This is a genomic window from Geobacillus sp. LEMMY01 (assembly GCF_002042905.1).
Taxonomy (GTDB): domain Bacteria; phylum Bacillota; class Bacilli; order Bacillales; family Anoxybacillaceae; genus Geobacillus; species Geobacillus proteiniphilus.
Window position 1 is genome coordinate 1 of record NZ_MVKA01000043.1, and the last position, 25,547, is coordinate 25,547.

The following is a 25,547-nucleotide window of genomic DNA, read 5'->3' on the forward strand; positions in this document are numbered from 1 at the left end:
GCTCCACTGTCATGTTTAAAATGCGGGAATGGCTCTATCGAAAACAGAAAAAGGAATTGAGCGAATATAAGGCGATGAGTATGATCAAGGAGTTCGGTATGGATTTCTTTCAAGCCTTATGGTGTTCTGAGGAGTTAGTTGTCCAACTCCTTTTAAAACTGTGTGACATCATCGCTCAACACGGAAAAAAATCAAGGCGTTATACAAAAAAGAGCGCTTTAGACATTATCGAGAGTTTGGTCATCATGCCGGTGTCATAAGAAATTCCCGCCTCATATACCATGAAAAAAACCTTCTATAGGGAAGGTGTATTTGGCATGCCTATCTTTATATATTCTCACGGTCACAGCCTCCAAAGATGAAAAGTGAAGCCTTGGAGCTACTCGCTCCAAGGCTTCACTTGATGGCTATGGGGTCAGCCCCTTTCTTATATCAATCGTCCTCGGCTCGCTTACGACGGAAACAACACGCCAAGCGCTTTTTTCAGTTGCACATCATGCTTCGGATCGCGGACGGCTTCCATGATTTTTGTTTGCAGCACATCCGCCGTCGTCTCATCGATGCGTCCGGTAACCGGCAGCTGATTCGCTTTTTGGAACGCTTGGACGGCTTGTTCGGTTTCTTTGCTGAAGTAGCCGTCCGTGCGGCCCGGGTTGAAGCCAAGCCCTTTGAGCATTTTTTGCGCATTGGCGATTTGCTCGTCGTTCATGTCATACCGAAGCGGTTTTTCCACATGAAGCGGAGCGACGTGGAAATAATCCGGCTGCGCCACCGCGACATCCGGCTTGATCCCTTTTTTATGAATCCAATGCCCGTCCGGCGTCAGCCATTTGTACAGCGTCAATTTGATGTTGCTGCCGTCGCCCATCGGAATCGCCTGCTGCACTGTTCCTTTGCCGAACGTTGCCTCGCCGACCAGCTTGTAGCCGCCCGCTTCCTTCATCGCTCCCGCCAAAATTTCCGACGCGGATGCGCTTCCTTTGTCGATGAGCACAACGATCGGGTATGGTTTTTTCGCCGTTAAATCGGAATAAAACTTTTGCCGATCGCCATCGCGTTCTTCAATTTGCACGTATGGTTTTCCTTTCGGGATGAGCTGTTTCAAAATTTCCTCAACGCTTTGCAAATAGCCGCCCGGGTTGCCGCGCACATCGATGATCAAGCCATCAATATGTTCGGCTTCAAGCTTCGCCAATTTCTTTTTAAAATCAGCGGCCGTATTTTCCGAAAACGACGTAATTTGCAAATAGCCCGCCTTTTTGCCGTTGTACGTTTTGATCGACTCATACACCGTCTGAATCGGTATTTCGTCGCGGACGACTTTGACTTTCATCACGTTTTTGACGCCGGGGCGCAAAATGTCAAGCTCCACCGTTGTTCCTTTTTTGCCGCGGATTTTCAATACCGCTTCATATAAATCAAGCCCTTCCAGGCTTTCTCCGTTGACGCGCAAAATTTGGTCGTTCGGCTTCAGCCCCGCTTTTTCTGCCGGCGAGTTTTTGATCGGAGCAACGATCGTCACCTTGCCGTCGATCATGCTCACTTCGGCGCCGATCCCCTCAAACGACGAGTCGAGCGATTCGTTGAACTGCTCCGTCGTTTCCGCATCCATGTAGACGGAATACGGATCATCGAGCGTGTTGATCATCCCTTGAATGGCGCCTTCCGTCAGTTTTTCTTCATCCACTTTCTCCACGTACCGATTCTTAATGAGCTCATAAGCTTGGCGGATTTTTTTCATGTCTTCGCTTTCATTCGCTGATTGGGATGGTTCATTGGCAACAATCGTCGAAAGCGAGCCTTCTGCAGGGCGATCCGCCAGCTGGAGGCCAGCGTACGTCCCCCCCGCCCCAATGAGCATCGATATGGCCATCAATGCGGCCGTCGTCGATTTTTTCACGTTGCTTCCTCCTCACCCTATGCTTGACCTTCCCCTCCGCTTGCCTGCGGCTGGAGAAGGGGGCTTCCCCTTCGGTGAAAGAAATTTACGCTTTCACCTCTGTCTTCTCCGCCTAAACGCCGGCGGCTTCTACAAAAATGAAAAGGAAAAGGAAAAGCACCGCCTCACGCCGTGCCATGCCTTTATCTTCATCATATGTTAGGCTTGTACCGAGTATGCTAGTGCGTTGTCTATCCTTTACTAGTTTACACGCTCCTTGTTGATTTCTCAACTCATACAGAGCGGAAAAAAGAGGCACCCCTCGCCCTTGGCGGCGAACGATGCCTCTTCTTGATTCGTCTTCTTGGCACGATCTAGAATGGAAGCCAAACCAATGAGCCGCACAAAAACGAAACGCTTTCACCCCTCTTTTGGCAAGTCGATGAGCATCAACCGCGATCCTTCGTTCGTTGAGAGGCGAAGAACCGGCGTTTCCGTGATGCGAGCCGCATCGCGCCGCTCGAGATGGGCCTCGCCGTTTAACGTCAAATCCCCCTCAATGACAAAGACAAAGATGTTCCGCCCTTCCGGCTGGGTAAACGTCAGCTCATGTCCGGTTTCCAAATCGGAAAGGTAAATCGTCAAATCTTGATGAATGTGAGCGATCCCCGGGGAAGACGGGTGTTTCGTGACAATCGGCAGCAAGGCGTTTTTCATCTTGTCGACCGGAAACTCGGTCCGCTCGTACGACGGCGGCAATCCGTATTGTTCCGGCAAAAACCAAAGTTGCAAAAAGTTCACCTCTTCCGTCGCCGACGGGTTCACTTCCGAATGGACGATGCCGGTCCCGGCCGACATCCGCTGCACGCCGCCGAACGTTGTCACCGCCTTATGTCCGGTGCTGTCTTCATGTTGCAAATAGCCTTTAAGCACGATCGACACAATTTCCATCTCCCGGTGCGGGTGAGCGCCAAAACCGGAGAGCGGCGCAACGAAATCGTCGTTTAACACCCTTAGCGGGCCAAACTGGATGTTGTTCGGATCTTGACACTCCACACGCCTAAAGGCGTAGGATTCTTGGGTCGTTAACGCCCTCATCCCTTTCGGGTTCGGACAACGCCCAAGTTCAGGGGTGTGCCATCACCCCATCCCATCGGGTTAGGATGTACCCCAATGGGCGGCGCACCTGTGACCAGTGCGCTAGGTTAGGCGCTCCAACCTGAAATCGCTTTGGCGATGTTGATGGCGCCATTCAGATCGACATGAATCGTATATCCGCATTTTTGGCATTGGAAGTGGATGCCGTTTCTGTTTCCTTTATCTCGATAGCCACAACGACAAGTTTGGCTTGTGTAGGTCGGATTCACCCACTCGACCCGAATGCCCGACATTTCGGCTTTGTAAGCAATCATCGTTTGCAGCTGATGAAACGCCCATGAATGAAGATTCCGCCCCGCTTCTTTCATGGATGTTGCCCGTTTTCGAATGCCCGTCAAATCTTCCATGCGAATCACGCCAACACCGTTGGCGAGCGCAAAATTGACAATTTGACGGCTAATTTTGTGGTTGACATCCTTCATCCAACGGGATTCTTTGTTTCCGATTTTTCGCACCGCACGAAGTTTCTTGGCTTTTTGCAATTTGCGCCGCAGAGCCGCATATCGTCTGCGAATGAAGGCGCATTGATTCCCTTTGAAAAACAACGATTTCGTTCCTATACTGGCCACCGCAATATAGCGGAGTCCTAAATCAACACCCATGATCTTTTCGCCTTTACATGGCTCTTCCTCAAATGTGATGGACAATGCAAGAAACCATTTCTTTTTCTTTTTGTAGAGCTTGGCTGCCCCTTGTTTGGCGGTTCCATCGAGCAGCCGATTCAGCCATGCTTCCTGATAGGGTCGTGTAACAACCGGGACACCCACTCGTTTCTCTAGGGTGGGAAACGAAACAGTGTAGAACTCTCCCTTTCGTTCGACTTTCCAATTTTGATTGTTAAAGCAACACCACTGTTTGCGAAATTTCTTTGCCTTCTGATGTTTCCTTTGAGACTTTACATCTCGAATGGTCTGGCAGGCAATGGCAGAAGGAAATCGTTGTGACGAAAACTCTTTAAAAATTTTACTCGTCGCTTGATTCAGTTCTGGATGATCCAACAGCCAATTCGCAAACTCTGTGTTCACTTCTGTCATCCGTTCATACATTTCCTGTTTGACTTTCGTTGGTTTGTGCAGTTCCAGCCTTAGTGTGATCGTCGGCATGGATTCACCCCCTTTTCTTTTGAGATTCCACATAGCGTTTGATGATTTCACTTGATACATTCCCTGCTGTACTAACGAAGAAAGAGCGTGTCCAAAGACTCTGCAGATGAGACAAGTGTTGAAATTCTTCCCTTAATCGTCGGGAAGTCACTCCTTTCACTTTTGCCATAATGTCTGATGGAGAATCAGAAGGGAGACAATTCAAGAACAAATGACAATGATCAGGCATCACTTCCATCGCAAGGATGATCCAATCATTCTCTCGGCAAATTTCTTCTACTAACTGCTTGAATCGTTCTCCCACTTTGCCTACCAGCACTTTCCTTCGATACCTTGGACAGAAAACAAAATGATAATTGATAAGAGATACAGTTGTTTTTGTTGTTCGATATTCTTGTTTCATATTATTCATTGTATCAGTTTCGCTATTATACCGCAACAATTGAAAATAAAAATGGTTGCTCTAAGCCATCCCATTAAGGGATTACCGAGCAACACCGTCTTTCATCCCACGATGAAAACCGTGAGCTTTCAGCCGGCTTTTTCTGTAATACTCGCCAAACGAAAAGCTATGGTATGTTTTCAGCCAGCCATAATCGGCATGATATCGGGACGACGCCCGGTCGATGCGGATCATCTTGTTCCTCTCCTTCATTTATCGAAATAGAGCACCAAGAGCATGCTGCTTTGATACGGCGATCGCCATAGCGATCATAGTCATGTGATATATACGATGCGCATCATGAAAAATCTAGAAGGTTGGTGATTTAAGAGGAAAGGCTGCTCTCCAACAGTGTTTCTCAAATTGAAAAACCTTGCAACACCATAACTTCCTTCCTTACGATTTCTCACAAACCGAGCGAATCGGTTGTTTTTCACCAGCCTTCTAGAATGCTCGTGATTCAACAGGAAATGCGGTTCAATCATGTCGCTTCTCAAACGGAGAAGCCTTATATATAAATGTTGCTCTTCCCTCCACTCAAGAATCATCGATATTAGGGGAAATGGACGTTTCTCACCGGCCTCCTTGGAGGGCTAGCCAGCATGAAGTTCTACATCAATTTGATTGGTTCTAAAATCTCGAATTCGAGATTATTATATAAAAAACCGTTTTGCCAGTCAACTTTGGAACGGATGAAAAATAGGACAAATGGATGATTTACCTCAGATCGTAGGACAACTTATAGTGAAGATAGATTACCGCCGCATCTTCTCCTGCGAGTCTCCTGCGAGGAGATACGGCGAAAAGGCAAAGCGTTGGAAACAGCGTGGCGCAAAGCTACAGGGGCTACGGCGAAAGACGCTATGCCAGCCAGCTGCCGAACGTATCTTCAATCCATAATTGATGAAGGGAGAAGAAAAGCATGAAGCGAATGCTAGTTGGGTGCCTCGTTGCTACATTGCTGTTTTCATCAGGGTGGGCAACAGCCGAAGCCAAGGGGAAACAACAATCCAAGCCAAAATGGGCCGATAAAAACAAAGACGGCATCCCGGATGATTGGGAACTGAAGTACAAACTCGGTCTAGGGAAAAACGTCGCCAACCAGGACAAAGACCGCGACGGCTTAACCAACCGAGTGGAATACAACCTCCGTCTGAATCCGACGAAAACAGATACGGACAAAGATAAAATATTAGATGGGGACGAAGACACCGACCGCGATGGGCTGACAAACAGCGCCGAGGTAGCGCTCGGCACTAAACCGGAAGATGCCGACAGCGACAACGATCATGTCAAGGACGGAGCAGAGAAGAAAGGAAAAGCCCAACTGGCTAACGTCGTCCAAAAACTTGAGCTACAAATGAAAACCGCGGCTAACCAAACGATTAAAATCGACTATCATTGGTCTGAACGCCATTCCCATTTGCACATTAAAGACCAGACGGGTGAAGTGACAACAAATGATGTCCAGTCGCTCATTAACGACTTGCAAGCATCACCGTCGCTGTCAAACGATGAAGTAATCGCCAAAATCCAAACTCTCTTTTCCCTTGATACCCCGTTCCGCCTTGAACTCGAGTGGAAATACGGAAGCGGCCGGGCGCGGAAACTTTCCGTCAAGCAAGATGAGGACAAAGGAGAAAATGCTGGGCAACCCGGCGATGATCAAGATGACGATGACCAAGGCCATGATCAAGACGGTCATGATCAAAATCACGACCAAGACGATGATGACTACGATGGCGGTAATGTAGGCGACGATGATGGCAACATCAGCGAATAATCGCGTCCTAAGCAGACAAGCAGCTGCCCGAAAGGCCGGGAAACCGGCTAATGAGGGCAGCCGTATTTTTGTTGGAGCTTCCCACCACCTATTTCCTTATCGTCCTTTTTTCTTCCCCCGTTGCCAGTGAAGGACGCACGGGACTGTTGCGGCTAAAATTCCATAGTAAAATAAACACCCGAACCGATCAATAACAAAGCCGTTGCCTATCTCCTCTTTCTTTTAGCAAGTAAACAGTCTCTCATTCTCCATGCCTTCCCTCATCCGAGGGTTCTTCCAGCAATAGGTCAATAATCGGGCAGTTATATAAATTGTCTTCATGAGGGCAACATTCCTTTAACTGCTGGAGCATCGCTTCGATCCGCTTTAAATCGCGAATGTTGGCTTGAATCTCCTCGATCTTTTGCGTAACAAAGCGGTACATGTCTTTGCATCGATCGCGATCCCGATCGACAACGCCAAGCAGTTTATCAATTTCCGCCAAGGTGAATCCGAGCCCTTGCAGCCGCTTAATAAACTGAATTCGCCTGACCGTTTCCTCCGTATACAGGCGATATCCGCCTTCTGTCCGCTCCGTTTCTGGAATAAGCCCCTTCCGTTCGTAATACCGGATCGTTTCTTTATTAACATTGCATTTTTCTGCCAGCTCGCCGATGCGGTAATGTATCACATAATCACCTCATCAAAAAGTATAACCCCCGCACTATAGTACAGGGTCAAGTCAATATTGAAGTTTAGCCCGCATTTCTTCCATGCTTGAGGAGGCGTTCCGCCAAACGGACCGCTCCCCATTAAGCTTAGTCGCAACCGCAACAACAATCGGTTCCAACCCCTTCGTAACACTCCGCGAAACGGCGGCCCCCGTTCGAAGGCTTCATCCCGCGCAGCACGACAGTTTCGAAACGTCTCGGTCAAACGTAAGCGCCGCCAGCTTCAGCCCCTCCGCCATCGTTAAATACGGGGCCAACGTTCGGCGAAGGTCGTCGATCGTTAATCCGAATTGAATCGCCAACGCTGCGGCGTAAATGACCTCGCCGGCATTGTCCGCGACGATGTGGGCGCCTAGCAGCTTGCCCGTATGGGCCTCAGCGACAAGTTTAAACACCCCCGTCGTTTCCCGGTTGACGATGGCGCGCGGCACCGCCTCAAGCGGCAGGACGGACGTTTTCACGTCATACCCGTTTTCTTTCGCCCGCTGCTCGGTCAAACCGACGGTGGCGATGGCCGGATGGGTGAACGTCACCGCCGGAACGACGGCCGTATCCCAGCGCTTGTTCAGCCCGCCGACGGCATTGGCCGCGGCAACGGCTCCCTGATAGGCCGCGACATAGACGAACTGCGGGCCGAGCGTGACATCGCCTGCCGCATAAATCGACGGGTTCGTCGTCCGTGTGTATTCGTCGATCAAAATTTCCCCGCGCTCCCCGACTTCCACGCCGGCTGCCGGCAAGTTCAACGCCGCCGTATTCGGCGTTCTCCCGGCAGCCACGAGCAATTCGTCCGCTTCGATGACCCGGGTGCGGCCGTCTACATTCACATACACTTTTTTCGTATTCCCGTCTTGTTCGACCCGTTCAAACGAAGCGCCGGTGATGACGCGGATGCCTTGTTCCGCGAGGGCCCGCGTCACCGCTTCGGAAATTTCCGGCTCATATTCTTTCAACAGGCGCGGGCTTCGCTGCATCAACGTCACCTCGGAGCCGAGATGATGGAACAGCTGTCCCAACTCCATCCCGATGTAGCCAGCGCCAATGACCGCGAGCCGCTTCGGCACTTTTTTCAGTTCAAGCAAGGTCGTGCTGGTCAAGTAGTCGACATCATGAAGCCCCGGAATATCCGGCACGGCCGGGGAAGCGCCTGTCGCGATCAAAAACCGTTTCGCCGACAGCGTTTGGCCGTTCACTTCAATCGTTTGGCGCCCAACAAATCGGGCTTCCCCTTGGATGAAATCGAACCCATACTCTCCGATCAAGTCCGCATATTTCGCTTGGCGAAGCTGCTCGACCAGTTCATTTTTTTGCTTCACTAACGGCGCCAAATCAACCGGACCAGCGGATGTATGCAGGCCGAGAAACGGATGATTTCGCGTCAACGCATAGATTTCTCCGGCCCGAAGCAGCGTCTTCGACGGCACGCAGCCGATATTGACGCACGTCCCCCCGACCGTGCCGCGCTCGACCATCGCCACTTTCGCCCCGTATTTCACCGCTTCGATCGCCGAGGAAAACGCCGCCCCGCCGGAACCGATGATGATGTAGTCATACTCTCCCTCGCCAGCGATGACAGGGCTGGCTGGCGCGGTGATCTCCTCGATATCCCCCGGCTCGTAATGGGCGTTTTTGACCGCTTGTCTCGCCATGTCAACGTCCGTGCCCTCAGGCAGCGCGAATACCACTTCACCGCGCCGGAAGCTGACATCCATCAGCTTGGCCCCAATCGCGCTCAGCGCTGCGGCGACATGTTGTTCACAGCCGGCGCATGTCATGCCTTGGACGGTCATTCGATATGTTTTCATGGCAAAAAACACTCCTTATCAACAAATGTCTCTTTCCTATTTTGTTCAGATCCTCGATCACGAAACCTATATCACTCGTCCTCATGATTCGTTCGGAAGGGGGCACAGCACGCCCCATGGCCGTTTCCCGTTTTCTCTGGGTCACAGCTTTCCGTTTCACCTGATCGCATTGGCTTTCGCTTTGCAACTATCATCATCAGCGAAAAGAAAAACAAAACCGTAAAAAGGCCGATGGCAAGGCTTTGGTGTCGGATCAAATACGCACCGACCGATGTTCCGGCCAACAACGGCAGAATAACCGCCAGATGACACGGGCAGCTGAGCAGTGTCAGCACGGCCCAAAACGATTTTTGACCATTTCCATCGTTCTCCCTCCTTGCGATGACGGGGGGTTCCCGTCTTTGCTCAACATTATAAACGATAGACTAAGGTACAGAGTCAAGTGGGAGAATGTTATGCGGCAAAACCATTCTCTTGATGATTGGCCAAGCAATGCCCAAAACCATAAAAAATCCCCGCCTTAACAGCGGGTCATACGGATCAATAGGCAATGGTAAGTAGCTGTGATCTCTCCGTGCGCCAAAAAGCGCTGTTCGCATTCGCGCATCATGGCTTTGAAGACAGACGGACGCTGGAGATAGCAACCAATCATGCAGTTGGAATCAGATTGGAAGGGGGGATGGAGATTCCCTGTCCGATGATGTCGAATGAATCAAAAAAATACGCAACTTGTCCCGCCAAAAGACAGACAAGTTGCGCAATGCCACATACGGTTCGGAATTAGAAAGGAATATAGTCAAGCGGATTGACCGCATTCGTTTTCGCCTCGTTCCAGCCGCCGCGGTGCAGTTCAAAATGAAGATGCGGACCGGTCGAATTCCCTGTATTGCCCATATAGCCGATCACTTGCCCTTTTTGAACGTGCTGCCCTTCGCCAACAAGACGCGCTTCCAAATGGGCGTACACGGTCGTATATGTTTGCCCATTAATCACATGACTGATGAAAATGACGTTGCCGTAGCTGCTAGAATAGTAGGAGCGGAACACAATGCCGTCCGCTGCAGCGACAACCGGCACAACGGGAGCTCGCTTGCCGATGTCGACCCCCGGATGGAAGTCCGTGCCGCCAAACCGGTAGCCAAAGCCCGAGGTGATCGGTCCATTGGCCGGGCGAGTGAACGCCCCGCTCGATACAGGCGGCGTGCTGCCGCCGGATGGCGCTTCTCCTGATGACGCTCCTCCACCGTTTGGCGAAGCATATGTACGTCCTCTCTGTTTCGCTTCTTCTTCGGCCCGTTTTTGCCGTTCGAGTTCGGCAAGCTGCTCTTTCACGGCCGCTTCTTGTTTGGCGATCAGTTCTTTTTCTTCTTCGAGCGCCATCTTATGATCATGCTCTTCTTCCTCTTTTTGCTTCAAATCGGCCATCAGGCGATTTTTTTGTTCCAGCTGGCCGGCCAGCTCGGCCTGCAGCTGCTTCAATTCTTGCAAATCCGCTTGCAGCTTGTTCCGCTTCTCCGTCAATTCGCCTTCCTTTTTCTCTTTTAACGCTTTATCGGCTTCCTGCTCGCGGATGATTTGTTGGTCCGCTTCCATGATCGTCGTTACGGCGCTCATCCGGTCGATGAAGTCGCTGAAGCTTTGTGCGCCGAGCAGCACTTCCAAGTAGCTGATCGCCCCGCCGTTTTCCTGCAAGGAACGAAGCCGCTCTTTCAAAATTTCATTTCGTTTTTCAATCCGTTCTTGAATTTCGGCAATTTCTTGTTTCAATTGGTCAATGGCTTGCTCCGTTTGGTCAATATCTGCGCTGACGTTGCGGATTTTGCCGCTCGTTTCCTCAATGGCAATGTTCAGCTTTTCAATATCGTTGGCGACTTGTTTTTGCTGCGACTGAAGGGCTTCGATGTTTTTTTGCGCCTCGCTGATCTTTTCTTGCACCTCTGACCGCTTCGAGCGAAGCGCGTCGATTTCGCTTCGCTTTTGTTCGATATCACGAGTGCTGACGGCGTTCGCCGCCGGTGGCAGAACGCCAAGGCCGAGCGCCGCGGCGACGGCGAGCGCCATCATGTTTTTCTTTTTCATCGCTTTCCCCTCTCCCTATGAATCTTTTTTTACACTTTCAAAAACTTGCGCACCGACATAACGCTTCCCCAAATGCCGATGCCGGCGCCGATCACCAGCAACAGTGCGCTCAACTGCCACATGAACGGAGAAAATGGAAGAAGTTCAAAAAACGGCAGGGAAACCCGCTGTTCATACACTTGATACACATTGTAGTACACGATCGAAAGCGCCGCGATCGGGAAGAGAGCGCCGAGCATTCCAAGCCATAACCCTTCTAAAAAGAACGGCCAGCGGATAAACCCGTTCGTCGCGCCCACGAGCCGCATAATTTCAATTTCGCGGCGGCGGGCGAAAATCGTAATTTTGATCGTGTTGGAAATGAGAAACATCGCCGTAAACAACAATCCGAGAATGAGCACGAGCCCGACGTTGCGCGCCACTTTCAGCGCATCAAACAGCTTCTCGACCGTCCCTTGGCCATAGTTGACTTTATGGACGAACGGCAATGTTTCGATTTGCTTCGCGACTTTCACCGTATCTTGCGGATGGGCCGCTTTCACGACGTATACGTCGCTCAACGGGTTGTCCTGCTCAAATAAGCGGAACGACGAACCTTCGTCCCCCATGCTTTTGATCAGCCGCTTCAGCTCTTCGTCCTTCGATGAATAGCGGACTTCCTTGACATTTGGAATGGCTTCAATTTGCCGGCGCAAGGCGTCTTTTTGCCGGCTGTCGGCCGTCAGCTCGATATGAACGCGAATTTCCACATCGTTTTCGACTTTTTTGGCAAAATGGTTGATGTTGAACATGACGGCAAAAAAGACGCCGACAAGCAACAGCGTCACCGTGACGGCGCTCGCGGACGCAAACGTCATCCAACCGTTGCGGCCAAGGCTTTTGATGCTCTCCCGGACGTGGCGCTTAAACGTATGAAGCGTCATAGCCGTATTCCCCCTTCGCCTCGTCGCGGACGATTTTCCCGTTTTCGATGGCGATGACGCGCCGCCGGGTCGCGTTGACGATCTCTTTGTTGTGGGTCGCCATCACAATCGTCGTTCCCCGGTCGTTGATTTTTTCAAACAGCTCCACAATGCCCCATGAGGTTTCCGGGTCCAAGTTTCCTGTTGGTTCGTCGGCAATCACGATTTTCGGGGAGTTGACGATTGAGCGGGCGATGGAGACGCGCTGCTGTTCGCCCCCGGACAATTCGTTCGGATAAGAGCGGATTTTATGCTTGAGGCCGACTAGGTCGAGTACTTCCATCACTTTTTTGCGGATCACTTTCGGCGATTCTTCAATGACTTCCAAGGCAAAGGCAACGTTTTCGTAAACGTTGAGCTTCGGAAGCAGCTTGAAATCTTGGAACACAACGCCGATATGGCGGCGCAAAAGAGGGACTTTGCTGTCTTTGAGCTTGGCAAGGTTGACGCCGTTGACCATAATGGTCCCGCTCGTCGGCTTTTCCTCGCGATACATCATTTTAATAAACGTCGACTTCCCAGCTCCGCTGGGCCCAACGACGTAGACGAATTCTCCTTGCTTGATGCGGACGTTGATGCCGTTCAGCGCCACAACGCCGTTTGGATATGTTTTGTACACATCTTGCATTTCAATCATCATCATCACCTATTTTCGACTATATAGATGCAACTTGAAGCTTTAACATTTGCGGCTTCGAGCATTTGATCGACTGTCGAGCGACCGAACAACGCTGCTTTCAGACCCATGCATGGGGCTGTGAAGCGAGCGGTTGTTCGGCCTCCCGCCACGCCTTGGCGTGACGGGGGCAAGCCACAGGCTTGCCCTCGACAGTCGAAAATGGATAAACGACTTTTCCGTCAAGCATATGTTAAACGGTCTCGTTGCATCTTTATAGCTTGCTGTCATTTCTCGAGCTGTTTCGAATGAATCTTGCAAAATTCCGCAAGGATTATTATAGCATGATTTTCCGCTGTCGAATTTTACATTTATATTTCAAATGGAGGAACCCTGGGGAAACTAGGACAAAAGGTTCAAAAACAGAAAACACCGCCTCGTTCTTGAGCGAACAAGGCGGTGCACCTTTCTTGAGTGAACGATCTTTTCCTTTCAAAGAGTCAGAAACATCCGTCCATTATTTTTTCGCGGCCAGCCATTCCGCCACTTTGTCGGCGTCTTCCCCTTTAATGATTCCTGCCGGCATCGCGCCGCGGCCGTTGACGATAATGTTTTTAATTTCATCTTTGGAATACTTGCTTCCAACCTTTTGCAAGTTCGGGCCGACCCCGCCCGACAAGTCTTGTCCATGACAGGACGCACAGTTTTGTTTAAAAATTTGCTCGGCAGCCGCTGCAGTATCCCCTCCGCCGTTGCTGCCGCCGTTTTTTTCCCCGGCATTGTCCCCGCCACCGCCGCACGCGGCAAGCGCGAGCGAAACGCCAAGGAACATCGTCGCTAATTTCCATTTCATGGCGAACTCCCCCTAAAAACAAAAATTTCGTTCTCATTTATTATAACCGATTTCTTCCGTTTTACGTACGTTGAAATCCTTCGCCGAGCACCTCAGCGGCGTTCGCAACAATGACAAACGCTGTCGGATCAATGGTTCGGACCAATTGTTTCAATTTCGTGAACTCCGATTGTGCGACGACGCACATCAACATCGGCCGTTCATGTTCCGTGTAGCCGCCATAGGCCGGCAAGCGCGTCACTCCGCGGTCGATTTCGTGCAAAATGGCGCGGCGCACTTTTTCTTCTTCCTTTGTAATAATAAGAGCGATTTTCGAATACCCAAGCCCGACTTGGACGAGATCGATCGTTTTGCTTGTCACATACAACGCGATCAACGCATAGAGCGCCCGTTCAATATCAAACACAAACGCCGCGGTCAAAACGATCAAGCCATCGATCAAAATGACGCACATGCCAAGCGACAGCCCGGTATATTTATGGATGATTTGCGCTGCCAAATCGGTGCCGCCGGTCGACGCCCGGCCGCGGAAGACAACGCCGAGGCCAAGCCCGACGCCGATGCCGCCAAAGATCGCGCCAAGAAGCGGATTCGTCGTCGCCGGCTCCATCCCTTTCGTCAAATAGACGACAAGCGGCAAGAACACCGTCCCGACGAACGTTTTCACGCCAAACTGCCGGCCCAAAAGCACAACGCCAGCGATAAAGAGCGGAATGTTGAGCGCCCATTGGACGTAGGCAGGCTCAATGCCAAACAACGCGTGCATAATCGTGCTGATGCCGCTCACTCCGCCTGAGGCAATCCGGTTTGGCAGCAAAAACACGTTAAACGCCACAGCGACGATCGCCGCGCCGATAAGAACATACGCATACTCCAAAGCCGCCTCCACCGCCGGAGGCATGGTCTTCTCTCTTCGCTTCCGCATGCTTCCCCACCTTCCTCTGTGAGTATAGCATGCCCGTTTTGGCAAGTAAATGACAGCCGATTAACGCGATAATGGTCTGCTATGCTAAAGGAAAAAAGGACGATCCGATGATCGCCCTAGCCAAAAAATACAAGCCTCAATACACATCGCCGCGGTTGCCGATCGCCTCAATATAGATGATTCGTTCATCATGATCGATGCGAAACAACACACGATATGTTCCGATTCGCATCCGATATAATCCATCCTGCCCCTTCAACTTTTTAATATCCCCCTGCGGCGGGATCGCAAGCAACCCTTGCAACCCAGAGGCCAACCGTTCTTGAACCTCTTTTTCTTGCCTAACGATGAATTTGACTGCGGCCCTACGGTAAATCAACTTGTAGCCCGAATTCACGCTTGGCTTCTCCCCCGGTGATATATCCTTCATCGCTTTGCAGCTGCTGGCGCTCTTCTTTCGTCAACGCTTCTTCTTCATCTGTTTCGTCAATCCGCTCCCATACCATTCGTTCCTTTCTGGACCGATCAAGCAAGTACGTCAAAAAATCGTACGCCGTTTGATGATCAGCCTCGTTCAGCCGATCAATCAATTCGTAAAGCAATTGTTTGCGTACAGCCAATGCCATCGCCCTCCTTTTTCCTTCCGTTGCCTTCAGCGTACCACGGAAGCACAGACGCGTCAAAAGGCCAAAACATGATTTTGGGGCGAAAAAAGGACGATCCGATGATCGCCCTTTACTTCAACTTCGCACGCAAATACGCGTCAATAAACACATCAATTTCCCCATCCATCACCGCTTGCACATTGCCGACCTCGACGTTCGTCCGATGGTCTTTGACAAGCGAATACGGATGGAAGACGTACGAACGAATTTGGTTGCCCCAGCCGATTTCTTTTTGCTCGCCGCGCAGCTCAGCGAGTTCGGCTTGCTGCTCCTCGAGTTTCTTTTGGTACAATTTCGCCTTCAACATATTCATCGCTTTTTCGCGGTTTTTGATTTGCGACCGCTCTGATTGGCACGTGACGACGATCCCGGTCGGCAAGTGGGTGATGCGCACGGCCGAGTCGGTCGTGTTGACGTGCTGCCCGCCCGCGCCGCTTGAGCGGTACGTGTCGATTTTCAGCTCTTCCGGCCGGATCTCAATTTCAATGTTATCATCCATTTCCGGCACAACCTCGCACGACACGAACGACGTATGGCGGCGGCCTGAGGCGTCAAACGGTGAGATGCGAACCAGCCGATGCACCCCTTTTTCCGCCTTTAAGTAGCCGTAGGCGTTGTGCCCTTTAATGAGTAGCGTGACGCTTTTAATCCCGGCTTCCTCGCCCGGGAGGTAATCGAGCGTCTCGACTTTAAACCCTTTTTTCTCCGCCCAGCGCGTGTACATGCGCAAAAGCATCGACGCCCAGTCTTGCGATTCCGTGCCGCCCGCGCCCGGGTGGAGCTCCAAAATGGCGTTGTTTTGGTCGTACGGCTCGTTGAGCAACAGCTGCAGCTCGAACTCGCTGAAGTCTTTCATCAGCTTTTTCGCTTCCTCGACGAGCTCAGCTTGGAGCTCGTCATCCGGCTCTTCCTTGAGCAATTCGTACGTCACTTCCAAGTTGTCAAACCGTTCTTCAAGCGAGGAAAATTCCTCGACGAGATCTTTGAGCGCATTCGCTTCGGAAATGACCGCCTGCGCCGCCTTTTGATCATCCCAAAAGTTTGGCGCGGCCATTTGCTCTTCTAATTCGCGAATGCGCGCCTGCTTCGCTTCGAGGTCAAAGAGACCCCCTGATTTCCGCTAATCGCTTAGCCATTTTCTCAAGCTCTTGCTTGATTTCCACCAAATCGATCATGTTGTCCTCACCTCATAATAAATTATAGTATGCCAACGATGAATGTCTGCCATTCAAAAGGGAGGCAGAGCTTCCCTTTTATATTTATAAACGGTCACACCGTTCTTCCGCAACAATGTTTATATTTTTTCCCGCTCCCGCACGGGCACGGGTCGTTGCGGCCGACGCGCACCGCCTTGCGGACCGGTTTTCTCTTCGGTTCTTCGCCGTCTTCTTTCGGGTGAACCGCTTCGCCTTTGGCCACCTCTTGGCGCTCAAGGTTATGGTGAATTTCCGCCTTCATAATATAGGTGGCGACTTCCTCTTCAATCGCCGCAATCATCTCCTCAAACATGGCGTAGCCTTCCATCTGATATTCGCGCAGCGGGTCGACTTGCCCGTAGGCGCGCAAATGGATGCCTTGGCGAAGCTGCTCCATCGCGTCGATATGGTGCATCCATTTCATATCGACAGCGCGCAAGACGACGACGCGTTCAAACTCGCGCATTTGTTCAGGCGGGATTTGCGCTTCTTTCTCATCATAGCGCGCCTTCACTTTCGCCCAAATGAGCTCGATCATCTCTTCGGGCTCTTTGCCGCGCAAGTCAGCTTCCGTTACATCCCCTTCCGGAAGCAGATGGGCGTTGAGATACTCAACGAGCCCTTTCAAATTCCATTCTTCCGGAACCTCTTCTTTCGGCGTATGAGCGTTGACGACGCGCTCGATCACCGATTGGATCATCTTTTCGATAATGCCGCGCAAGTTGTCGGAATCGAGCACTTCATAGCGCTGGCGGTAAATGATTTCCCGCTGCTCGCGCAGGACATCGTCATATTGAAGCAGCTGTTTGCGGGCGTCGAAGTTGTTGCCTTCGACCCGCTTTTGCGCCGACTCGACCGCTTTCGTCACCATTTTGCTTTGGATCGGCTGCGAGTCGTCCATTCCAAGGCGGTCCATCATCGCCATTAAGCTTTCCGAGCCGAAACGGCGCATCAATTCGTCTTCAAGCGACAAGTAAAACTGCGACACCCCAGGGTCGCCTTGACGCCCGGAACGGCCGCGCAGCTGGTTGTCGATCCGCCGGCTTTCGTGACGCTCCGTGCCGATGACAGCGAGCCCGCCAAGCTCCTTGACCCCTTCGCCAAGCTTAATGTCCGTCCCGCGCCCGGCCATGTTCGTCGCAATCGTCACCGCGCCTTTTTGCCCTGCTTGAGCGATGATTTCCGCCTCTTTCGCATGGTTTTTCGCGTTCAACACGTTGTGCGGGATGCCGCGTTTTTTCAGCATCTCCGACAACATCTCGGACGTTTCGATCGCCACCGTGCCGACGAGCACGGGCTGCCCTTTCGCATGGCGGGCGGCGATGTCCTCGACCACGGCGCGGAATTTCCCTTCCATCGTCCGGTAGATCAAATCCGGACGGTCTTCGCGGATGACCGGGCGGTTCGTCGGAATGACGACGACGCGCATGTTGTAAATGTTGCGGAACTCTTCCTCTTCCGTTTTCGCCGTCCCCGTCATCCCCGCCAATTTTTCGTACATGCGGAAATAGTTTTGGAACGTAATCGTGGCTAAGGTCATCGACTCGTTTTGAATCTCGAGCCCCTCTTTCGCCTCAATGGCTTGATGAAGCCCATCGCTGTAACGGCGGCCGTGCATCAAGCGCCCGGTGAACGGGTCGACGATGATCACTTTTCCGTCTTGCACGACATAGTCGACATCGCGCTGCATCGTCACGTGCGCCCGCAGCGCCAGCTGAATATGGTGGTTGAGCGTGACGTGTTTCAAATCGAACAAGTTGTCGATGCCAAACGCGCGCTCCGCTTTGTTGATCCCTTCTTCCGTCAGCTGGACGCTTTTCGTTTTTTCATCGTATGTGTAATCGACATCTTTGCGCAACGTGCGGACAAACGCATTCGCCTGCACATACAGCTTGGTCGACTTCTGCGCCGTGCCGGAAATGATGAGCGGCGTCCGCGCTTCATCGATTAAAATCGAGTCGACCTCGTCGATGATCGCATAATAGAGCGGCCGCTGCACAATGTGCTCTTTATAGAGCACCATGTTGTCGCGCAAATAGTCAAAGCCAAACTCGTTGTTCGTCCCGTACGTAATGTCGGCGTTGTACGCCGCCTGCTTCTCCTCGCGCGACATGCCGCTTAAGTTCAAGCCGACGGTCATGCCTAAAAACTCATACAGTTTGCCCATTTCCGTCGCATCGCGCGTCGCCAAGTATTCGTTGACCGTCACGACATGCACGCCGCGCCCCGTCAAGGCGTTCAAATAGACGGGCATCGTCGCCGTCAACGTTTTCCCTTCCCCGGTTTTCATCTCGGCGATGTCGCCCTCATGCAAGACGACGCCGCCCATAATTTGCACTTTATATGGGTACAAGCCAAGGACGCGCTTCGCTCCTTCGCGCACAACGGCAAACGCCTCAACAAGCAAATCATCGAGCGATTCGCCTTGTTGGTAGCGGGCTTTGAATTCCTCGGTTTTTTGCCGCAGCTGTTCATCGGACAGTCGGGCCATCTCCGGACCGAGCGCATCCACTTGATCCGCAATTTTCTCGAGCCTTGCCAACTGACGCTTGTTCGGGTCAAATACTTTTTTTAAGACTCCAAGCATAGGAAACGCTCCTTATTTTTCATGGACTCACTTATTCATCATATCATTTACAGGGATAGGTGACAACTGTTGCACAGGCTTAGAGAGGGGCATGTCCAAAAGAGGGAATCACGCCTTGGACTGAAGCTGCTCAATCGCCGCTTCCGCATGGTGAAGCCGCCGGTTCAGCGCATAAATTTCAAAACTTTTCTCCTCAACTTTTTCATGAATTTTGCGAAACAATATTTGCACATCATCCACAAGCTGCGTTTCGACCCGATGAAGCGTCTCTTTCACTTCCGTCAATTCAGTTTCCACACCATCCAACCGGGTCTCCACGCCATCTAACCGCGTTTCCACGCCGTCCAACCGGGTCTCCACACCATTCAACCGCGTTTTCACGCCGTCCAATCGGGTCTCTACGCCGCCCAACCGCGTTTCCACGCCGTCCAACCGGGTCTCTACGCCGCCCAATCGCGTTTCCACACGGTCTAACCGCTCTTTCACCGCGCCCATTTCCTGTTCGAGGCCGACGAGGCGTCCGTTCATCTCCGTCAAACGGCCATCCATCTGCTCAAACCGTTGGCGAGTTTCTTCTTGGAACGCCAAAAATCCTTTTTCCATGTTGTCCAACTTGGACAAGATTTGACGCAACAGTTCCTCCATCGCTCTCCCCCATTTTGATTTTTCTCATGCATATTATAACATCCCCTGCCAAAAAAAGCAGGGGATGCGCATAGGGAGGCTGCTCAATTCGCCTCGATCAATCCGTATTTTCCGTCTTTGCGGCGGTAGACGATGTTCGTCCGGTTTGTTTCCGCGTTGGTGAAAATGAAGAAGTTGTGCCCCAACAAATTCATTTGCAAAATCGCTTCTTCGCTGTCCATCGGCTTCAAGCTGAAGTGTTTCGTGCGCACGATTTCAAACTCCTCTTCATTCTCCGCCGCGGAAGCGCCGATCGAGACAGGGGCAGCCAGCTTCGCTTCTTTCTCGCGGTCGCGCAGCTTCCGATTGACTTTCGTTTTATGTTTGCGGATTTGCCGCTCGAGCTTATCGGTTACTAAATCGATGGCCGCATACATATCTTCATGGCGCTCTTCAGCGCGCAGCAACAAATGCGGAATCGGAATGGTCACCTCGATTTTCCCTTGTCCATCGTTGTATACTTTTAAATTGACGTGCACATGCACGTCATCAGTGCCATCAAAGTAGCGTTCCAGTTTCCCGATTTTTTTCTCCACGTACTCGCGCAACGCTGGAGTCACTTCGAGGTTTTCCCCGCGAACGTTATACATCATCGCTGACCACTCCTTATCTTATAAAACTGTAAATCCCTACACTTTTTTATTACCCATCCAATCCATGTTTCAATCAAAAATATTTTTGAAGATTTTGTGAAAAACATAGGAAAATATGGTAAGATAGGCATAGGTGTTTTTTCTTATGATGTGGAAGGTACGGAGTGTGTGAACGATGCGAAAGGTCCATATTTCCCATGCGAAAAGCGGTGACGTGCTCGCTGTCGACTTGTTCGCCGCCAACGGCAGCGTCCTTTTGTCGCGCGGCGTGCGGCTGACAAGCGGCTACATCCGTTCTTTAGCACAAAAAGGGGTTCAATACATTTATATTGACGACAAACAAACATATGACATCCGCCCGCGCCCGCTCATCAGCCCGACCGTGCGCCAGCAGGCGGTGAAAAAAGTGTACGAGACGATGACGGCCTTGATCGAGCAAAAAAAGCTGCTCAGCCGTGTGTCTTCCCTCGATTTGGGAAAAGAGTACGAAAAAGTGTTCAAAGACATTTTGGATTATCTGCTAAAACAAGAAGATTTGCTCATCAACTTGTCGGATTTGGTCATTTCCAATGGATACTTTTTCCACCATTCAGTCAACGTCGCCACCATTGCGGGTGTCATCGGCATCGCCAAAGGCTACCGCCCCCAGCAGCTGCTTGACCTTGGCATCGGCGCGCTGTTGTTTGACATCGGCATGACGCAGCTTCCTGATGGGCTATGGCGGAAAAAAGGAGTCTTGACGGAAGAGGAAAAGGAAATCGTCCGCCGCCATACGTATCTCGGCTTCGAGCTGTTGCGGCGTCAGCGCAACATTTCGCTCTTTTCCGCCCACTGCGCCTTGCAGCACCATGAGCGGTGCGACGGCAGCGGCTACCCGCGCGCCTTATCGGGCGATGAAATTCACGAATACGCCCGCATCGTCGCCATCGCCGACGTTTTTGACGCCTTGACATCGGCGCGCTACCACCGAAGACAATACTCGCCGCACGAGGCAGCCGAATACCTATCCGCCGCCGGCGGCATTTTAGACTATGATCTGATCAAGCTGTTTCTCTCTCACATCGCCATCTACCCGGTCGCCACGACCGTCTTGCTCAACACCGGGCACGTCGGCGTCGTCTCGCAAGTGTTTCCGGGCTTCCCGCTCCGCCCAATCGTCCGCGTCATCAAAAACCCAGCAGGCGAGGAGCTAAAAAGCCCGTATGAGATTGACTTGCGGAAAGAGATGAACATCACCATTGTCAAGGCCGTTTGACTCTTTTGCCGCTCACGGCAAAAACAGGCGAACGAATGCCGGTTTCATTCGCCCTGCCGCACAAAAGCGGGTGCCCTCGATTCCAGCAAGAGGACACCCGCTTTCGCTTGCACGGCTGGCAAAGCACCGCCGTTCGTTCTTCACTGCACAACATACCGCCGCAGACCGCTCTCCATCGCACTCTTCCACGCCTGAAACGCCGGCGACAACCGTCCACAGACAATACGCTCTTTCGCCGCCGCATCGGAAAATTGCCCGTCAAGCGCCGCTGCCGCTTCCAGCACATCCGCAAACCGTTCGATATGGCCGACCAAATCGCTCTCGTCAGCGAACAGCTGGCATAAATAAACGTTCGTCTCACCGATTTTCCCAAGCGCCAATAAAAGATCCGCCAGCAACACATCCGCATGCATCCGCCGCGGGTCAGAAAAACTTGCCTCCACATAATCGAGCCCTTCCTCCACCGTCTCAAGCAACGAGGCATACTGGCGGATGACCTCCAGCGCGTCGCTCGTCAATTTCGCCATATCCATTCCACCTATCGCCGTTTGTCGTAAAACATCCCGTCAAACGAAAGCGGCTGCTCGTACGGGTGAACGTAGCGGGCGTTCGCCTGCCGCTTCGCCCCTGTCATCCGCAAGTCGCGGCGAATTTCTTCGCACACCCGAAGCAGCCGCGCCTCAATCTCTTGATTCCAAACGATGATCTCACGGCCAAGCTCTTGTTCTTCCTCGCTGTATGGCGGCCGCAGCTTCCGAAGCAGCTCCTCACGCTCCCGAAGCAGCCGATCGACCGCCGCAAGCCGCTCTTCACGCTCCTCGGACGGCCACGGCAGCGCCGTCGCCTCAAGCAACTCCTTCGTTGCGCGCCAAACATCGTGCACGACGCCCATTACGCCTGCCCGCCTTCCGCGTATTGGCGCTGCCGGTTCAGCTGAATCACTTGCTTCCACGTATCGCGAAACTCCACGACATACCCTTCCACCTCGTCCAAAATCGCCGCATCGTTTTTCACATTCGCCTCGACTAGGCGGCGGTAGATGTAGTCATACATGGTCATCATCGATTTCGCGACGTCATATTCCATTTTCAGCGTCGCCATCAATTCCAAAATGATCTTTTGCGCCTTCAACAAGTTTTCATTACGCGCCGCGATATCGCCCGTCTCGATCGCCTGGCGCGCGAGCTTGATAAACTTCAAGCAGCCGTTATACAGCATCAATGTCAACTCCCCAGGCGACGCCGTCTGCACGGCGTTCGCTTGGTAGTGTTGATACGGATTGTTCGTTGCCATCCCGATCACTCCTCTTCCACGTCAAGTGCTGCACACGTTTCAAGACTGAGGCAAGAACGTTTTTTCAGCCAAACCGCCCCCTTAAAGAGGCGTCGCGCCTTTTCAGTTGTCTCAGCCCAAAACCTCCATCATCAGGAAGCGGATCGCTTTCCGATGATGGCCAAACGCCAACGGCCGCCTGCATGCCACAGCCGCTGATCGTTTATCTTTGCATGCCGCCGCCAAAGGCATTCATCAAATACATGCTTTGTTGGTTGGCGCGCTGAATCGCCTCTTCCATCGCTGTGAATTGGCGGTAGTAGCGGTCTTCAATCTGTTTCAGCCGATCTTGAAACCGGTCAATTTGGTCATTGATCTGGATTAAATCGCGCCCGATCGCAAACTGTTGGTTCGTCCAAACGGTTTTCCCCGCCTTTTGCTCGATTTTCCCGATCGTTTCCTTGATCGTATCGCGCAAGCGGCGGGCGATGCCTTTTTCCGCATCCGTCGCACCGTCTTGGTTAAACAGCTGATACACCGCCTGGGGGTTTTCCTTGATTTTCTCCCGCAGCTTCGTTTCGTCAATGATCAACTTCCCGCCGTCTAGATAATTCGACGACGTCGTAATCCCGATTTGCGCGAGCTGCGAAAACCCGCTTGGGATGTTCGCCCCTTCGACTTTCGTGTACACATTCATCCGCATTTTGCTGAGGGCGCTGGACAAAATCGAATCGCCGCGAAGCATCCCGCTCCGCGCCTTTTCTTCCCACAGCTCAATTTGCTTTTCCGTCATCGCTTCCTTTTGCTCGTCGGTAAGCGGCCGATAGTCGCGATAGCGCTCTTCTTTCAGCTCGGCGTTGATTTTGGCGATTGTTTCATTGTACTTATCCACAAACCCTTTAATCGCATCAAACATCGCATCCGCATCCGCCGCCACCGACACCGTCGCCGTGCCCGTCCCTTTCACCGTATACGTCACACCGTTGATCGTAAACGTATTGGATGAACGGGTCGTGGCCAATCCGTTGATCGTTACTTTGGCGTCTTGACCCGCTGTTTTTCCAGCCAGCTCTTGCCCCGCTACGGTATTCGTAAACCCTAGCTTTTGCGCAAAAAAGTCAGCAGTCGCCTGGTCGGCGAGTACAAGGCTTGCCTGAGCCCCCGTGTCTTTTTTCATGATCGAAACCCGCCCAGTTTGCTCGTCGTAAAACGCGCTGACGCCAAGGTCTAGGTTGCTGTTGAGTTGGGCGATCACCCCGTCGAGCGTCGTTCCTTGTTTCACCGTCATCGTCGCCTGCTTCGTCGTCCCATCCCCGTTTGTCACGTTGATCGTCAGCGTCACATCAGCGGCAACGGAAAAACTCGCCTTGTCCACTCTCACCGTAGCATCAGACAGCCAAACAGCCGACGTCGCCACTTGGCTGACATTCATTGTCGTCGCCACGTTCGCTGCACTCGAGCCCGCCGTCGCTGTGACGACCGATTCGTTCGAACTCGAGACGGTTTTTTTGAGCATGCTGCTTTGGAGCGTGATGTTGCTGAACAAATAGTCGTCAAGCCCCTGAAGCAACGTGTTCATCGCTCGGTAATCATCACGCTGCCACTCGAGCAGCTGCTTTTTCTGCTTCAATTTATCAAGCGGCGCCCGCTCCGCTTTCATCAAATCGCTCACGATTTTGTCAATATCCATCCCGCTCACGAGGCCGCTGATGCGCAACGTATTCGCCATTTCGACTCACCACCGTTAAATTTTTTTATCCACCAAAAGCCCGACAAACTCCATCATCGCCGCATACATATCCAACAGCTTTTTCGGCGGAATTTCGCGGATCACCTCATGCGTCTTTTCATCGATTACTTGCACGTAATACTCATTCAGCTCCTTATGCAGCTCAAACCGAACAGACGTATGGCTCGGCTGCACCAGCTCATTCAAGCCGTTGACCACTTTCTCCAATTTTTCTTCCGAAAGCGGCTGTGAAGGAGAAGAATCCTCTCCTTCTTGCGGGCGCGCCGCTGAAAGCTCGACGTCCCCCTTCGCCTGTTCACTTCGCATCGGTTCATAAGAAGGAAAAGAAGAAGACACCCGTTCAATCGTCATACGGATCCGCTCCTTTGGTTTGGACGCTTTCTATCGTTTATATCGGATGGGAAGTGGGAGATGTAAAGGGGGGAAGGGATTATCTAATTGAAATTTACACACAAGGCAAACACTAAAACTCACAATCTCGTTTCTGTCCTACCTGCTAAGGCACTAAAAATAAAAACCCACCCATTACCACAAACAAGGTATGGGTGGGAAATTATTACTTACCATCGGGACATTACAGTTCATTGAGAAAGGGCGGTAATATTTTTTCATATAACAAATACAGCCCATCATAATCTCCATCTGTCATTTGCGTTCTACCTGCTCTGAAGGCAGACAATTATCCTAATCATGTAAAGATAAGACGATTCATTTTAACAAGCAGGCAGTTAAATTAGAACTCACATTTCGCACCCTTCCGACGAAAATCGGGAGGATTTTTGTATCTATTCAGCCCAGTACTAGCGAGATTTTCAGAATCCAGCACCAATAGGGCATTCCCAGTATCGAAAATGCCCTAGGAGGAATGGAGAATCGTTTGAAGAGGCTCTCCGCTTAGAAGTCTTTGCAACGATTCCCACACCGGCTTTCCGTGTTTTTGCAGGGTGGAAACGACGCTGCGGATGACACAGAAAGCCTCGGCATCGTCTTCCTGACGAAACGTTCCAGAGATTTTTTGTTTGACTTTCACCATCCGTAAATCGCGTTCGGCTTGGTTATTGTCAAACGGCACTTCKTTCTTTCGCAGGAAGAGAAGCGCTGCTTGCTTGCGCTTTTCTCGGCGCCGGCTGAAATTTTCCGATTTGCGGACACCTAGATGGCTGCCKTGTCGGCAACGTTCATCGAGTTCCCGGCGTCCATTCGMMAGAAGCGCGTCGTACACCGCTTCCC

Annotated in this window: 26 protein-coding genes, 2 pseudogenes and 1 riboswitch; of the genes and pseudogenes, 3 read left to right on the forward strand and 25 right to left on the reverse strand. The window is 51.8% G+C overall.

What is annotated here, in order from left to right; genetic code table 11:
• Positions 1-260: pseudogene (locus B1A75_RS16975) on the forward strand (IS4-like element ISGka3 family transposase); the annotation flags it as partial.
• Between the two features lie 191 nt (positions 261-451).
• Here B1A75_RS16975 and B1A75_RS16980 read toward each other — a convergent pair.
• From B1A75_RS16980 to B1A75_RS19560, 5 genes and pseudogenes are all read right to left on the reverse strand, one after another.
• Complete coding sequence (locus tag B1A75_RS16980; protein WP_074043088.1) at positions 452-1,900, reverse strand: S41 family peptidase; 1,449 nt, start codon at positions 1,898-1,900, stop codon at positions 452-454.
• Between the two features lie 399 nt (positions 1,901-2,299).
• A complete protein-coding gene (locus B1A75_RS16985) occupies positions 2,300-2,977 on the reverse strand; it encodes a pirin family protein (RefSeq protein ID WP_074043089.1) in 678 nt (225 codons plus the stop codon).
• A 107-nt stretch (positions 2,978-3,084) separates the two neighbouring features.
• Complete coding sequence (locus B1A75_RS16990; RefSeq protein ID WP_062898927.1) at positions 3,085-4,140, reverse strand: RNA-guided endonuclease TnpB family protein; 1,056 nt, start codon at positions 4,138-4,140, stop codon at positions 3,085-3,087.
• 4 nt (positions 4,141-4,144) lie between these two features.
• Complete coding sequence (gene tnpA, locus B1A75_RS16995) at positions 4,145-4,543, reverse strand: IS200/IS605 family transposase (RefSeq protein WP_074043146.1); 399 nt, start codon at positions 4,541-4,543, stop codon at positions 4,145-4,147.
• Between the two features lie 144 nt (positions 4,544-4,687).
• A pseudogene (locus B1A75_RS19560) lies at positions 4,688-4,777 on the reverse strand (pirin family protein); the annotation flags it as partial.
• Between the two features lie 601 nt (positions 4,778-5,378).
• Positions 5,379-5,464: riboswitch (cyclic di-GMP riboswitch) on the forward strand.
• 40 nt (positions 5,465-5,504) lie between these two features.
• On the opposite strand from B1A75_RS19560, the gene B1A75_RS17005 reads away from it, so the two are divergent.
• Positions 5,505-6,365, forward strand: coding sequence for a hypothetical protein (locus B1A75_RS17005; protein WP_074043091.1), 861 nt, complete (start codon positions 5,505-5,507; stop codon positions 6,363-6,365).
• 241 nt (positions 6,366-6,606) lie between these two features.
• Here the strand turns inward: B1A75_RS17005 and merR are convergent, their stop codons facing one another.
• The 14 genes from merR to hpf form a co-directional block, all read right to left on the reverse strand.
• Entirely contained in the window at positions 6,607-7,035 is a 429-nt protein-coding gene (gene merR / locus B1A75_RS17010) for a mercury resistance transcriptional regulator MerR (RefSeq protein WP_074043092.1), read from the reverse strand.
• A gap of 204 nt (positions 7,036-7,239) precedes the next feature.
• Entirely contained in the window at positions 7,240-8,880 is a 1,641-nt protein-coding gene (gene merA, locus B1A75_RS17015) for a mercury(II) reductase (RefSeq protein WP_062898930.1), read from the reverse strand.
• 71 nt (positions 8,881-8,951) lie between these two features.
• On the reverse strand, positions 8,952-9,215 hold the full coding sequence (locus B1A75_RS17020) for a transporter (RefSeq protein WP_239691191.1): 264 nt from the start codon (positions 9,213-9,215) through the stop codon (positions 8,952-8,954).
• A gap of 445 nt (positions 9,216-9,660) precedes the next feature.
• The gene (locus B1A75_RS17030) at positions 9,661-10,959 is read right to left on the reverse strand and encodes a murein hydrolase activator EnvC family protein (RefSeq protein WP_074043095.1); all 1,299 of its coding nucleotides are present in this window, start codon (positions 10,957-10,959) and stop codon (positions 9,661-9,663) included.
• Between the two features lie 29 nt (positions 10,960-10,988).
• Entirely contained in the window at positions 10,989-11,882 is an 894-nt protein-coding gene (gene ftsX / locus B1A75_RS17035) for a permease-like cell division protein FtsX (protein ID WP_074043096.1), read from the reverse strand.
• Entirely contained in the window at positions 11,863-12,558 is a 696-nt protein-coding gene (ftsE, locus tag B1A75_RS17040) for a cell division ATP-binding protein FtsE (RefSeq protein WP_011232571.1), read from the reverse strand. The genes ftsX and ftsE overlap by 20 nt, the downstream gene beginning before the upstream one ends.
• A 496-nt stretch (positions 12,559-13,054) precedes the next feature.
• Complete coding sequence (cccB, locus tag B1A75_RS17045) at positions 13,055-13,390, reverse strand: cytochrome c551 (protein WP_062898933.1); 336 nt, start codon at positions 13,388-13,390, stop codon at positions 13,055-13,057.
• A gap of 61 nt (positions 13,391-13,451) precedes the next feature.
• Positions 13,452-14,315, reverse strand: a complete 864-nt coding sequence (locus B1A75_RS17050; protein WP_062898934.1) for a YitT family protein — start codon at positions 14,313-14,315, stop codon at positions 13,452-13,454.
• Positions 14,316-14,451: 136 nt separating this feature from the next.
• Entirely contained in the window at positions 14,452-14,712 is a 261-nt protein-coding gene (locus B1A75_RS17055) for a type II toxin-antitoxin system RelE family toxin (protein WP_062898935.1), read from the reverse strand.
• The gene (locus B1A75_RS17060) at positions 14,681-14,941 is read right to left on the reverse strand and encodes a hypothetical protein (RefSeq protein WP_079936571.1); all 261 of its coding nucleotides are present in this window, start codon (positions 14,939-14,941) and stop codon (positions 14,681-14,683) included. Before B1A75_RS17060 ends, B1A75_RS17055 begins: the two co-directional genes overlap by 32 nt.
• 109 nt (positions 14,942-15,050) lie before the next feature.
• Positions 15,051-16,155 (reverse strand): peptide chain release factor 2 gene (gene prfB / locus B1A75_RS17065; protein WP_128733406.1). Its coding sequence is split into 2 segments (ribosomal slippage): positions 15,051-16,079 and positions 16,081-16,155, totalling 1,104 coding nucleotides; the frame shifts between segments, so codons are not numbered across the junction.
• Positions 16,156-16,249: 94 nt separating this feature from the next.
• A complete protein-coding gene (gene secA, locus B1A75_RS17070; RefSeq protein WP_062898936.1) occupies positions 16,250-18,763 on the reverse strand; it encodes a preprotein translocase subunit SecA in 2,514 nt (837 codons plus the stop codon).
• Positions 18,764-18,871: 108 nt separating this feature from the next.
• Positions 18,872-19,408: an LA_3659 family protein gene (locus B1A75_RS17075; RefSeq protein WP_079936572.1), complete on the reverse strand. Its 537-nt coding sequence runs from the start codon at positions 19,406-19,408 to the stop codon at positions 18,872-18,874.
• 83 nt (positions 19,409-19,491) lie between these two features.
• Entirely contained in the window at positions 19,492-20,040 is a 549-nt protein-coding gene (hpf, locus tag B1A75_RS17080; protein ID WP_074043098.1) for a ribosome hibernation-promoting factor, HPF/YfiA family, read from the reverse strand.
• Positions 20,041-20,215: 175 nt separating this feature from the next.
• Here hpf and B1A75_RS17085 point away from each other — a divergent pair, with 175 nt between their 5' ends.
• Positions 20,216-21,295, forward strand: a complete 1,080-nt coding sequence (locus B1A75_RS17085; protein ID WP_013524623.1) for an HD-GYP domain-containing protein — start codon at positions 20,216-20,218, stop codon at positions 21,293-21,295.
• Positions 21,296-21,435: 140 nt separating this feature from the next.
• Here B1A75_RS17085 and B1A75_RS17090 read toward each other — a convergent pair whose 3' ends face one another.
• The 6 genes from B1A75_RS17090 to B1A75_RS17115 form a co-directional block, all read right to left on the reverse strand.
• Positions 21,436-21,822 (reverse strand): DUF8042 domain-containing protein, encoded by a 387-nt coding sequence (locus tag B1A75_RS17090; RefSeq protein WP_079936573.1) that lies wholly within the window; start codon positions 21,820-21,822, stop codon positions 21,436-21,438.
• 11 nt (positions 21,823-21,833) lie between these two features.
• Entirely contained in the window at positions 21,834-22,187 is a 354-nt protein-coding gene (gene fliT, locus B1A75_RS17095) for a flagellar protein FliT (protein ID WP_023633666.1), read from the reverse strand.
• The gene (gene fliS, locus B1A75_RS17100; RefSeq protein WP_062898939.1) at positions 22,187-22,588 is read right to left on the reverse strand and encodes a flagellar export chaperone FliS; all 402 of its coding nucleotides are present in this window, start codon (positions 22,586-22,588) and stop codon (positions 22,187-22,189) included. Before fliS ends, fliT begins: the two co-directional genes overlap by 1 nt.
• 202 nt (positions 22,589-22,790) lie before the next feature.
• Positions 22,791-24,296, reverse strand: coding sequence for a flagellar hook-associated protein 2 (locus tag B1A75_RS17105; RefSeq protein ID WP_079936574.1), 1,506 nt, complete (start codon positions 24,294-24,296; stop codon positions 22,791-22,793).
• A gap of 15 nt (positions 24,297-24,311) precedes the next feature.
• On the reverse strand, positions 24,312-24,668 hold the full coding sequence (gene flaG / locus B1A75_RS17110; protein WP_062898941.1) for a flagellar protein FlaG: 357 nt from the start codon (positions 24,666-24,668) through the stop codon (positions 24,312-24,314).
• 505 nt (positions 24,669-25,173) lie between these two features.
• A partial coding sequence (locus tag B1A75_RS17115) for an IS66 family transposase (protein ID WP_139761758.1) occupies positions 25,174-25,547 on the reverse strand: 374 nt, incomplete at its 5' end.

Excerpts from the sequence above, each read along its gene's own strand:
- B1A75_RS17075 (WP_079936572.1), bottom strand. The coding sequence starts at position 19,408 with ATGGAGGAACTGTTGCGTCAAATCTTGTCCAAGTTGGACAACATGGAA.
- secA (WP_062898936.1), bottom strand. The coding sequence starts at position 18,763 with ATGCTTGGAGTCTTAAAAAAAGTATTTGACCCGAACAAGCGTCAGTTG.
- merA (WP_062898930.1), bottom strand. The coding sequence starts at position 8,880 with ATGAAAACATATCGAATGACCGTCCAAGGCATGACATGCGCCGGCTGT.
- B1A75_RS17030 (WP_074043095.1), bottom strand. The coding sequence starts at position 10,959 with ATGAAAAAGAAAAACATGATGGCGCTCGCCGTCGCCGCGGCGCTCGGC.
- B1A75_RS17005 (WP_074043091.1), top strand. The coding sequence starts at position 5,505 with ATGAAGCGAATGCTAGTTGGGTGCCTCGTTGCTACATTGCTGTTTTCA.
- B1A75_RS16985 (WP_074043089.1), bottom strand. The coding sequence starts at position 2,977 with ATGAGGGCGTTAACGACCCAAGAATCCTACGCCTTTAGGCGTGTGGAG.
- B1A75_RS17060 (WP_079936571.1), bottom strand. The coding sequence starts at position 14,941 with ATGGCATTGGCTGTACGCAAACAATTGCTTTACGAATTGATTGATCGG.
- B1A75_RS17085 (WP_013524623.1), top strand. The coding sequence starts at position 20,216 with ATGCGAAAGGTCCATATTTCCCATGCGAAAAGCGGTGACGTGCTCGCT.
- B1A75_RS17050 (WP_062898934.1), bottom strand. The coding sequence starts at position 14,315 with ATGCGGAAGCGAAGAGAGAAGACCATGCCTCCGGCGGTGGAGGCGGCT.
- B1A75_RS17090 (WP_079936573.1), bottom strand. The coding sequence starts at position 21,822 with ATGGCGAAATTGACGAGCGACGCGCTGGAGGTCATCCGCCAGTATGCC.
- B1A75_RS17105 (WP_079936574.1), bottom strand. The coding sequence starts at position 24,296 with ATGGCGAATACGTTGCGCATCAGCGGCCTCGTGAGCGGGATGGATATT.
- cccB (WP_062898933.1), bottom strand. The coding sequence starts at position 13,390 with ATGAAATGGAAATTAGCGACGATGTTCCTTGGCGTTTCGCTCGCGCTT.
- hpf (WP_074043098.1), bottom strand. The coding sequence starts at position 20,040 with ATGATGTATAACGTTCGCGGGGAAAACCTCGAAGTGACTCCAGCGTTG.
- fliS (WP_062898939.1), bottom strand. The coding sequence starts at position 22,588 with ATGGCAACGAACAATCCGTATCAACACTACCAAGCGAACGCCGTGCAG.
- ftsE (WP_011232571.1), bottom strand. The coding sequence starts at position 12,558 with ATGATTGAAATGCAAGATGTGTACAAAACATATCCAAACGGCGTTGTG.
- flaG (WP_062898941.1), bottom strand. The coding sequence starts at position 24,668 with ATGACGATTGAACGGGTGTCTTCTTCTTTTCCTTCTTATGAACCGATG.
- B1A75_RS16990 (WP_062898927.1), bottom strand. The coding sequence starts at position 4,140 with ATGCCGACGATCACACTAAGGCTGGAACTGCACAAACCAACGAAAGTC.
- tnpA (WP_074043146.1), bottom strand. The coding sequence starts at position 4,543 with ATGAAACAAGAATATCGAACAACAAAAACAACTGTATCTCTTATCAAT.
- fliT (WP_023633666.1), bottom strand. The coding sequence starts at position 22,187 with ATGGGCGTCGTGCACGATGTTTGGCGCGCAACGAAGGAGTTGCTTGAG.
- ftsX (WP_074043096.1), bottom strand. The coding sequence starts at position 11,882 with ATGACGCTTCATACGTTTAAGCGCCACGTCCGGGAGAGCATCAAAAGC.